The organism is Streptomyces nodosus, assembly GCF_008704995.1.
In the GTDB taxonomy this organism is placed as follows: domain Bacteria; phylum Actinomycetota; class Actinomycetes; order Streptomycetales; family Streptomycetaceae; genus Streptomyces; species Streptomyces nodosus.
This window is the reverse complement of sequence record NZ_CP023747.1, coordinates 6,235,443-6,244,540: the sequence shown is the minus strand read 5'-3', so window position 1 is coordinate 6,244,540 and position 9,098 is coordinate 6,235,443. Positions and strand designations below refer to the sequence as shown.

Sequence of the window (9,098 nt, the reverse complement as noted above, 5' to 3'; positions counted from 1 at the left end):
TCGTCATGTCCTCGCAGCGCTTCGCCGACACCTTCCGCGACAAGCCGGCCCGTGCCCCGCGCGGCCTGGTCCCCGGCCGCCGGGTCTGGGCGACGGTCGGCTGGACCGCCGCCGCGACCGCCACGGTCACCCTGTCCGCCTCGCTGGCGCAGCATGTGAGGTTCGGCGACGACGGCCAGGACGCGACGACCGTGACCGCCGCGTCCGCCGCGCCCGTGGCGGCGGAGCCCGGATCGCCGTCCTCGAGCGAGCCCACCCCGTCGGCGTCCTCCGCCTCCCCGGGCGAGAAGCCCGCGCAGCAGCAGAAGACGGTGGAGCACATCACCGTCCAGCAGCCGCCCGTGGCGCCCGACGCTCCGCGGACCGAGGAGAAGAAGACGGAGCCGACCACCTCCGACACGGCCGAGAAGCCGGCCGAGAAGCCGACCAAGAAGCCGGCCGCGACGACCCCGAAGACCGAGAAGGCGCAGGCACCCGCGCAGGAAGTCTCCGGGCCGGTCGGCGCCATCTCGGGCCGCTACGACGCGTTCGTCGGCAAGTGTGTGCAGCTCGTCGGCAGCGCGCTCCAGCTCTACCCCTGCAACGGCAGCGCCGACCAGCAGTGGAAGTTCGCCTCCGACGGCACCCTCCGCAAGAACGGCCGCTGTCTCACCACGGCCGGCCGCTCCACGCTGGACGGCGCCCGGGTCGTGATGAACACCTGCGATGCGACCGACGTCATGCAGTGGCGCCACTCCGCCGGCCACGACATCGTCAACGTCGCGGCCGACAAATGCCTCGACGTGGCCGGCGCCGGCACGGCGAACGGGACGCCCCTGCAGATCGCCTGGTGCTCGGGCAATGCGGCCCAGAAGTGGAACGTGCCCTGACCCGGTCCCCCGGCCCGGGCGGGCGACCGCCCGGCCTCCGCGGTGAAGGACCTCTGACGAATGCACCGTCTCGGGTTAACTCCGCGAAACATCCTCGGACTTGACGGAAAACTCTCACCGCTTGTCGTTGACATGACACTATCTACGCGCGTCATCATGAGGGCATGAGGATCCCCCCGCGCATCACCCGTATCGGTGCCTCCGTCGCCGTCCTGTCCGCCCTGCTCATCGGCGGCACCGTCGCCGCCCCCACCGCCAGCGCCGCGGTCGGCAGCATCTGCTACAGCAAGCTGCCCTCCCAGGCGTACGACACTCTGAAGCTGATCGACAAGGGCGGCCCCTTCCCCTACTCGCAGGACGGCGTGGTCTTCCAGAACCGCGAAGGCGTCCTGCCCAGCCAGTCCAGCGGCTACTACCACGAGTACACGGTGAAGACCCCCGGCGAATCGACCCGTGGCGCCCGCCGCATCGTGACCGGGAAGAAGACCAACGAGGACTACTACACCGCGGACCACTACGTCACGTTCAACCTGATCAACTTCGGCTGCTGAGACCGACCCCGCCGAAAAGGCCCTGGGAGTGCCCCGCTCCCAGGGCCTTTCGGCATCCGCACGTCATGCCGCCGAGCCCCCGGGGGGGGCCGGGTCCGCCGCCAGGCGCCCGGTGCGTGTGGTCCGGCTCACTTCTCTTCGCGGCGGTCGGCTGTACATTCGAGAGGACACCGGCCGGTGGCTGTCGCCATCTGCCGCGCTCGTCCGAAGCCGCCGCTCGTGGAGCCGCCCCGGCCGTCCGGGGCTCCGGCCCGACCCGGCAGGTGAACCTCCGCCGGATCGCGGGGGCGGTCGGCCCGCTGCCGTCGCCCGGCGACCGGCCCGTTCTCCCCCCCTGGAAGGCATGACTCAGTACACAGACGTCGCAACTCCTGCGGTAGACACCCCGGCCCCCGTGCACCCCGGCGGGAAGGCACCGGCGAGTCGGCTGATCGGGCTGGACCTGGCCCGCGGACTCGCGGTGTTCGGCATGTACGCGGCCCATGTGGGACCCGACGCCGACCAGGGGGGTGTCACCGGTTTCCTGATGGAGCTGACCCACGGCAGGTCCTCCGCGCTCTTCGCCTTCCTGGCGGGCTTCGCCGTCGTTCTCATCACCGGGCGCAGGGCGCCGAGGACCGGGCGGGACGGGCGCCAGGCAGTGGCCAAGGTGGTGATCCGGGCCGTGATCCTGCTGGCCCTGGGCACCGCCCTGACCATGAGCGGCACCCCGGTCGATGTGATCCTTGCCTTCTACGGCCTCTACTTCCTGCTCGTACTGCCGCTGTACCGGCTCGGCCCCGGCCCCCTGGCGGTGATCGCCGCGGGAACGGCCCTGGTGCTGCCCCAGGTGCTCTACGGGGTGCAGCAGATGCTCGGCAACGGTGACGTCCGCTCGCCCGGTGAGCCCGACGGCATCCTCTCGCTGCTCTTCACCGGCACCTACCCGGCCCTGACCTGGATCCCGTTCGTGATCGCCGGTATGGCCGTGGCCCGCCTGGACCTGGCCGCCACCGCCGTCCGGGCGCGTCTGGCCCTCATGGGTGCGGCCCTCATGATCACCGGCTATGGAGGCTCCTGGCTGGCGCTGCACGCCTTTCCCGGCGTCGCCCGCGCCATCGACGCATCGACCTCGGCCGGGGGTGCGGCGAGCGTGTGGTGGTCCGACGCGGCCGGCTATCCCTCCGGGGACACCCCCGCCTGGCTGCTGGCCGCCTCCCCGCACAGCGAGACCACCCTGTCGATCGTGGGCAGCACCGGCGTGGCGCTCCTGGCCGTGATCGCGTGCCTGGCCGCGACGGACGCCCTCCCTCGGCTCCGGTCCCTGGCCCGGCCGGTCATCGCCGTCGGTTCCATGTCACTGACCGCGTATGTCTTCCACCTCTTCGGCATCCGCTTCCTGGGCATCGAGGAGCTGCCCGGATCACCGCTGCACGTGCTGTTCGGCTTCATCGCGGCCGCCATGGTGTTCGCCACCGTCTGGTCGCGCTTCCAGCGGCGCGGCCCCCTCGAATGGCTGATGACCAGGGCGACGGGCCTGGCCCGGCACATCGGCTGAGCCGCGCCCCCTGTCCGGCCGTGCGGCGCACGGCCGGACAGGGGGCGCGCGACGACTCAGACGTGCTGTCCGTCACCGGCCGACGCGGCCTTGACGCCCCGGGCGATCCGGTCCAGCACGGAGGGATCCGGCGCGTTCTTCCCGACGTCGATGCCCATCCGGATCACGACGAGCCTCGCGGTGTTCGCGGGCGACGGGAAGACCAGCGATTCGACATAGCCGTCGGAGCCCTTGCCGGTGACCGCTTTCCAGCGGACCAGGTAGCCCTGCTGCCCGGCCACGGTGACGGCCCTGGAGGCCAGCACCTTGTGCGAGGTGATCCCGCCGTAGCCCGTTCCGTACGATTCCTCGGCGTTCTTGGCGATGTCCTGCTTGGCCGCCGCCTCCGCGGTGGTGGCCGTCAGCCCCTGCGCCTCGGCGGACGCCGAGTACGCCCCGCCGGTGGTGCAGCTCTGCGAGGTGTCCCCCGGGCATGCGTACTGATGCGTCGAGTCGAGCGCCGCGCCGCCGTCGATGGTCCCGCCGCTCCACCCGTCCGGCACGGGGATGCTGATGCCGTTGACGATGTCGGTGGCGTAACCGTCCTCGATCCCCGGCTGCCCGGACCGCTGGGGCACGGGGGCCTCGCCGCCCGGGCCTCCGGACCCGCCCGATCCGCCCGGTCCGCCGAAGGGGCCGCCGCCCCGGCCATCCTGGCCGCCGGAGCCGCCCTGTCCCGGGGCGGCCGCGGAGTTCCCGCCGCCGTCGTGCGCGGTGAGGGCGTAGACACCGCCGCCTATGCCCGCGAGCACCAGCACCGCGGCCGCGACGGCTGCCCCGATCCGTATCCTGCGCCGTGCGCGGGAGGGCGGGGCAGCGGGATACGGGAAACCGAAGGGCGCGCCCGGCTGCGCGCCGAATCCCGGGGGGCCGCCCACGGCCTGCGCCTGCCCCGGCGGACCCCAGGGGGCGGCCGGTTCTGCGGGGCGGACATGGTCCGTCCACGCCTTGCCGTCCCACCAGCGCTCGGTGGCCGGACCATCATTTGTCTGCCCGGGGTCGGGGTACCAGCCGGGAGGAGTCACCTGCGTCATGGAACCACCGTATGAGCCACGCGTGAAAGTGTGATGAGAGCCCTGGTGGCCCCCGGGGGTTCAGACGCCGCCGCCGGGCTCATGAGGTCTCCCCGGAGCGGACCGCCCGGCCGGCCTCGGCCCAGTTCGCGTGCAGCTTGTCGAGGTAGGACCTGGCCTGGCTGCCGGGTGTGGCCCCGCGGGCGAAGGCGAGCATATTGCCCTGGCCGGTGTTGTAGCCGAGGGCCAGCAGGTCGTTCGTGCCGTAGGGGCCCGTCCGGTGGGCGGGCAGCGCGGCGGCGAGGTCGTGCAGATACCAGGCCGCGGCCTCGACGGCGAGGTCGCGGTCGTCGGGCAGTTCGTCCCAGGCGCGGCCGGCGAAGTCACGGCCCTTCCTGGTGGCGTCGAAGGTGGCACGGTGCATGTTGGCGATACCGAACGCGGCGTCCGGCTTGTACTTCTGCCAGGACCGTTCGAAGCCGGGGTCGTGGGGTTTGTACGACTCGTTGTAGAGGATCGCCATCAGCAGCTGGGCGCTGACGCCCGCCTGCCCGGCCCTCCTGCGGACCTCGGGGGCGTAGTCGGCCGGGTCGTACGGTCCCGCGGCCGTCGTCGCCGAGGGGCGCGCCGGGCCGGAGGGCGGGGCCGGGGCGGAGGCCGACGGGGCGGACCGGGGAGGAGCGGGGGACGGCGACCCACCGGCCCCGCGCATCGCGCCGTAGAGGAGGGCGGCGGCGACCACGACCACCGGCCATCGCCACCTCGACCGGACACCGGCCATGTTCCGCCCTCCTCGTCCCGCCCCGGCCCTCGCGGGGGGGGCCGCTCAGTCCTCGTAGTAGTTGTTGATCACGACGTCCGGCTCGTCGTCACTGAACGCCTCGTTCAGCAGGGCACCGCCGACCAGTCCCGCCGCGCCGGCGCCTATCAGGGCGCCGGTGCCGAAGCGGCGGCCGCCCTGCTGCTGGTCGCCCTGGGGAGCCGGGTAGCCCTGCTGGACCGGGGCGGCCGGGTAGCCCTGCTGGGCCTGGGGATACCCCGGCTGCACGGGCGGCGGGCTCACCGGCTGGGGCGGAGTGTAGTAGGGCGGCGCGGTGGTCTGGACGCGCTGTGCACAGCCGGCGCACGCCTGGACCGGCCGGGGCACGCCCCACTGCGGGTACCAGCTCACGCTCGTCGTGCCGGGTCCGTGGGCGGGGTCGAAGAAGCAGGTCATGTCGGGGCTCCCGGAGGGTTGCGGTGGTGCGATGACGGTCGGTGGTTGCGGGGACACGAGGGACGGTGCGGCGGGCGCGAAGGCGGGCGGGGGCGGGTCGTACGTTCCCGGGGCCGGGGCCGGAGCCGGGTCGGCCTCACGCAGGACGTCCACCCCGTAGTCGGTGGCGATGCCCGCGAGACCCGAGGCGTACCCCTGGCCGACCGCCCGGAACTTCCACTCCGCGCCGTGCCGGTACAGCTCGCCGAAGACCAGCGCCGTCTCGTCGGCCGCGCCGCCGGGCGCCAGGTCGTAGCGGGCGAGCTCGGTGCCGCCCTCCTGGTCGAGCACGCGGATGTGGGCGCGCGGCACATGGCCGAAGGTCTGGCCGCGGGCGGCTCCCTCGTAGATCGAGACCGGGAAAACGATCTTCGTGACCTCTCCCGGTACCCGGGTGAGGTCGACGCTGATCTGCTGGTCGTCGCCGACGACCGGGCTGCCGCCGGAGTGGCGCACCGAACCGTCAGGGCTGCTCAGGTTGTTGAAGAAGACGAAGTGCTCGTCGGACAGCACCTTGCCGGACCCGTCGCACAACAGCGCGCTGGCGTCCAGCTCACACCCGGCATCCGTCTGCCAGCCCAGCCCGACCGTGACCGCCGTCAGGCCGGGAGCCTGCCGGCTCAGCGAGACGTTGCCACCCTTGGCCAAGGGCACACTCATCGAACTCCTCCGCAGCTGTTCCTGTCCCCCGTCTTCATGAAGATCAACGCGCGTGCCCTCGCCCGCAGTTCCAGGGTTGCGCGACTGTCGGGACGACCGTCGAGGACAGAGTGCGCGGCACCCTGGAGAGGGGAGAGGGGAGAGAAAGCGCGATGCGCACCAGCGACGAGATCTATCACCGGGTCCGCTGGGATCCGCGGTTCGACCCGTCCCGGTTCGTGCTGGGGATCAGACAGCGCGGGGACGCCCTCACCCGCGTCCCGCTGCCTTCCTTCGTGCCCGGCGGCGACATCCCCTGGCACCGGGTGGTGTTCATCGAGGCGGACGGCGAGGTGGTCTGGGACCGGGCCACGGGCACGGACCGCATCGACACATCGGACGCCGGCCGGGTGCGGGACCCGCGAGCCGCCCCGGGCTTCGGCACGGGCTCCGGCACGGGTGGGCCCGCCGGCGTCCTCGATGTGCCCCCGACGGGCCGTACGGCGGTGGCCTGGATCCCGCCCGCGGAGCTGTGGCCGCCGGTCCAGGACATCCGCCGGGATCACGATCCGCAGATCCACCGCTGGCCGCCGCATGTCAATGTGCTCTTCGGTTTCGTGCCGGAGTCCGACTTCGAACGGGCCGCCCCGCTGCTCACCGCGGCGACGGCCCGGACCCCGGTCTTCACCGCCCGGCTGGACGGGGTACGCACCTTCCGGCACCGGGCGTACTTCACCGTCTGGCTCGACCCGACGGCGGCCGGCGAGGAGCCGTGGACGGACCTGCACCAAGCGCTCCACCGCCGCTTCCCGCGCTGCGGCGGGCCCGCCCGGCGCTTCACCCCCCATCTGTCCCTGGGCCGGACCCGGGATCCGCGACATGTCACCGCCGACTGCGCCGACCGGCTCCGAGCCATGACGGCGACGGTCTGGGAACTCGTCCTGCTCTCCCGCAGGGGCGACGGGCCGATGCGACCACGGGCCACGGTCGCCCTGCGCACGGGCGAGTTCCGCCGGCTGCCCGCCCCCGGTCCCGAAGCACCGGGCCCGGAGGACACGGCATGGCTCTCCGAGATCACCGACAGATGACGCCCTGGCCGGGACACCGCCGCCACCGTCTCCGATTGGCGCCCCACCTCACCGCCCCGCCCCCCACCAGGTGTGATGCGCCAAGCGAAGCCAGGCGGAGTAGCGTGGAGGAGTGCCGGGCGACCGTGTGACAAGAGGGCGTATGCGCGCAGCCGACGACTCTTCGCAGAGTCCTGTGGGTGCACTGGGGAAGGTGACGGTGGCGATCCCGCAGGACGGTCCCGGGGAAGTTCTTGTGGCCGTCCGGGGCGGCTCGGAAGCCTATGCGGCCTGGGCCGCGGCGCCGGTCGCCAAGGACGTCCGCGTGATCGTGACCGACTCCATCTCGGCACGCTCGGTGATCGTCGAGCCGCTGCCGGCCTGAAGTGTTTCTTGGTTCCGCAGGACGCGAGGTGGTCCCTCATGCTCTTCTGGCAGGTCCCCGCACCGAATGAGGCAATGCTCATCTCCGGCTCCAAACGGCAGGCCGAGGAGACCCAGTTCCGCATCGTCACCGGTCACGGCAGTTTCGTCCTCCCCGTCAAGCAGAAGGCCCGGATGCTGTCGCTGGCCCTGCGGGAGGCGGAAATCAGGGAAGACTGCGTGACCCAGCAGGGAATCCGGCTGACCGTGCGGGCCGTGTGCGTGTTCAAGGTGGGTGACGACGCGGTGTCGATCGCCAATGCCGCCCGCCGGTTCCTGTCGGAACAGCATCGGATGGAGGAGCTGGTCGGCCGGATCTTCGCGGGACATCTGCGTTCCATCGTCGGCGGACTCACGGTGGAGCAGATCATCCGGGAGCGCAGCCGGGTCTCCCAGGAAGTGGTGGCGGGCAGCCACGGTGAGATGGAGAAACTCGGCATCGTCGTGGACGCGCTCCAGATCCAGGAGATCGAGGACGCCACCGGATACATCGACAACCTGGCCGCACCGCACGCCGCCGCGGTGGCGAGCCAGGCGCGGATAGCGCAGGCCAAGGCCGATCAGGAGGCGGCCGAGCGGGAGCAGCAGGCCGCCGCGCTCAAGGCCGAGTACGAACGGGACACCGCGATCAAGCGGGCGGGCTTCACCGCCGAGACCGAGCAGTACAACGCCCGTGCCGCACAGGCGGGCCCCCTCGCCCAGGCCAAGGCGTCCCAGGAGGTCATCGAGGAACAGACCGCCCTGGCACAGCGTCAGGCCGGACTGGCGGCCCAGCGGCTGGAGGCGGAGGTACGGCGCCCGGCGGACGCCGAGGCCTATCGGCAGCGGACCCTGGCAGAGGCGGGCCGCGACCGGGCCAGGTTCGAGGCCGACGGAAGCGCCTACGCCGAGCGCACGATCGCCCAGGCCCAGGCCGACGCCAACACGGCTCGCGCGGGCTCGCTCCGTGACGGCAATCAGGAACTGATCGCGGCCAACCGGGTCGTGGAGAATCTGCCCGCCCTCGCCGAGGCGGCGGCCCGCGGCATGTCCGGGGCCAAACTCACCGTGCTGAACGGCACCGACGGCATCAACCAGGTGGCGGCGGGAGTGGTGGCGCAGGGTCTTTCCATCCTCGACTCGCTCCAGCACACGATGCCCTCACCCGCCACCGGGAAGCAGGTTCCGGCGGAGCCCGAGAAGCCCGGTGCCGGCCGAGTCCGTAAAGGCCTGAACCCGTCGGAAGCCCTGAACTCGGAGGAGTGACGCCCGTCATGGATTCCGATCGTGCCCAGCGCGTGGTGGCGGCCCTGCGGGCCCGGAAGGTGATGGCCCATCTCGTGGAGGCGGGCGTCTACGAGTTCGGCATCAGGGTCGTGCTGGACGAGGGCGTCGAGGCGCTCTGGGACATCGACGGCGCATCGGGGCTGGACGCGGAGATCGTCAGCGACGGTGTGCTCATCGGTTTCGTGCCTCATGTGCCGGCCTCGGAGAACTTCACCGAGCAGCAGATCGTGGACAGCATCGCCACCACCCGGTACTCCACGGAAGGCCTGCACCCGCCCCAGGACACCCCACCACCGCCCTCCCCCACCGACCCTTCCCACACGGATCACCCACCGGCCGGCCCACCGGTCGCCCGGTACCAGCGCCGGGCACACTGGATCCACCGCTGCGGACGGTGACACTCCCCGGCCCGGCACCAGGTCGTGGTCCGCATGGCATG

General features: G+C 72.2%; 9 protein-coding genes and 1 pseudogene. 7 read left to right on the top strand and 3 right to left on the bottom strand.

The genetic code is table 11. From position 1 onward, the window contains the following. Nucleotides 1–5: 5 nt before the first annotated feature. The 3 genes from CP978_RS27920 (at nt 6) to CP978_RS27910 (ending at nt 2,957) form a co-directional block, all read left to right on the top strand. Nucleotides 6–869, top strand: a complete 864-nt coding sequence (locus tag CP978_RS27920; RefSeq protein ID WP_052454322.1) for an RICIN domain-containing protein — start codon at nt 6–8, stop codon at nt 867–869. A gap of 164 nt (nt 870–1,033) precedes the next feature. Then, entirely contained in the window at nt 1,034–1,420 is a 387-nt protein-coding gene (locus CP978_RS27915) for a guanyl-specific ribonuclease (RefSeq protein WP_043445300.1), read from the top strand. A 343-nt stretch (nt 1,421–1,763) separates the two neighbouring features. Then, entirely contained in the window at nt 1,764–2,957 is a 1,194-nt protein-coding gene (locus tag CP978_RS27910; RefSeq protein WP_043445298.1) for a DUF418 domain-containing protein, read from the top strand. 56 nt (nt 2,958–3,013) lie between these two features. Here the strand turns inward: CP978_RS27910 and CP978_RS27905 are convergent, their stop codons facing one another. The 3 genes and pseudogenes from CP978_RS27905 to CP978_RS36265 all read right to left on the bottom strand — a co-directional run. Next, complete coding sequence (locus CP978_RS27905) at nt 3,014–4,030, bottom strand: DUF2510 domain-containing protein (protein WP_043445296.1); 1,017 nt, start codon at nt 4,028–4,030, stop codon at nt 3,014–3,016. 79 nt (nt 4,031–4,109) lie between these two features. Then, on the bottom strand, nt 4,110–4,790 hold the full coding sequence (locus CP978_RS27900) for a hypothetical protein (RefSeq protein WP_043445294.1): 681 nt from the start codon (nt 4,788–4,790) through the stop codon (nt 4,110–4,112). Between the two features lie 579 nt (nt 4,791–5,369). After that, a pseudogene (locus CP978_RS36265) lies at nt 5,370–5,924 on the bottom strand (TerD family protein); the annotation flags it as partial. 152 nt (nt 5,925–6,076) lie between these two features. On the opposite strand from CP978_RS36265, the gene CP978_RS27890 reads away from it, so the two are divergent. From CP978_RS27890 to CP978_RS27880, 4 genes are all read left to right on the top strand, one after another. Next, nucleotides 6,077–6,991 (top strand): RNA repair domain-containing protein, encoded by a 915-nt coding sequence (locus tag CP978_RS27890; RefSeq protein ID WP_043445290.1) that lies wholly within the window; start codon nt 6,077–6,079, stop codon nt 6,989–6,991. A 193-nt stretch (nt 6,992–7,184) separates the two neighbouring features. After that, nucleotides 7,185–7,355: a hypothetical protein gene (locus tag CP978_RS35035; RefSeq protein WP_158508358.1), complete on the top strand. Its 171-nt coding sequence runs from the start codon at nt 7,185–7,187 to the stop codon at nt 7,353–7,355. Nucleotides 7,356–7,393: 38 nt separating this feature from the next. Continuing rightward, complete coding sequence (locus CP978_RS27885; protein WP_079162346.1) at nt 7,394–8,638, top strand: SPFH domain-containing protein; 1,245 nt, start codon at nt 7,394–7,396, stop codon at nt 8,636–8,638. Between the two features lie 8 nt (nt 8,639–8,646). Continuing rightward, nucleotides 8,647–9,057 carry a hypothetical protein gene (locus tag CP978_RS27880; RefSeq protein WP_043445288.1) on the top strand — a complete coding sequence of 137 codons (411 nt, stop codon included), beginning with the start codon at nt 8,647–8,649 and terminating at the stop codon, nt 9,055–9,057. Nucleotides 9,058–9,098: the final 41 nt, after the last annotated feature.

Coding starts and splice junctions, on each gene's coding strand:
- CP978_RS27920 (WP_052454322.1), top strand. CDS start 6: ATGTCCTCGCAGCGCTTCGCCGACACCTTCCGCGACAAGCCGGCCCGT.
- CP978_RS27915 (WP_043445300.1), top strand. CDS start 1,034: ATGAGGATCCCCCCGCGCATCACCCGTATCGGTGCCTCCGTCGCCGTC.
- CP978_RS27910 (WP_043445298.1), top strand. CDS start 1,764: ATGACTCAGTACACAGACGTCGCAACTCCTGCGGTAGACACCCCGGCC.
- CP978_RS27905 (WP_043445296.1), bottom strand. CDS start 4,030: ATGACGCAGGTGACTCCTCCCGGCTGGTACCCCGACCCCGGGCAGACA.
- CP978_RS27900 (WP_043445294.1), bottom strand. CDS start 4,790: ATGGCCGGTGTCCGGTCGAGGTGGCGATGGCCGGTGGTCGTGGTCGCC.
- CP978_RS27890 (WP_043445290.1), top strand. CDS start 6,077: ATGCGCACCAGCGACGAGATCTATCACCGGGTCCGCTGGGATCCGCGG.
- CP978_RS27885 (WP_079162346.1), top strand. CDS start 7,394: ATGCTCTTCTGGCAGGTCCCCGCACCGAATGAGGCAATGCTCATCTCC.
- CP978_RS27880 (WP_043445288.1), top strand. CDS start 8,647: ATGGATTCCGATCGTGCCCAGCGCGTGGTGGCGGCCCTGCGGGCCCGG.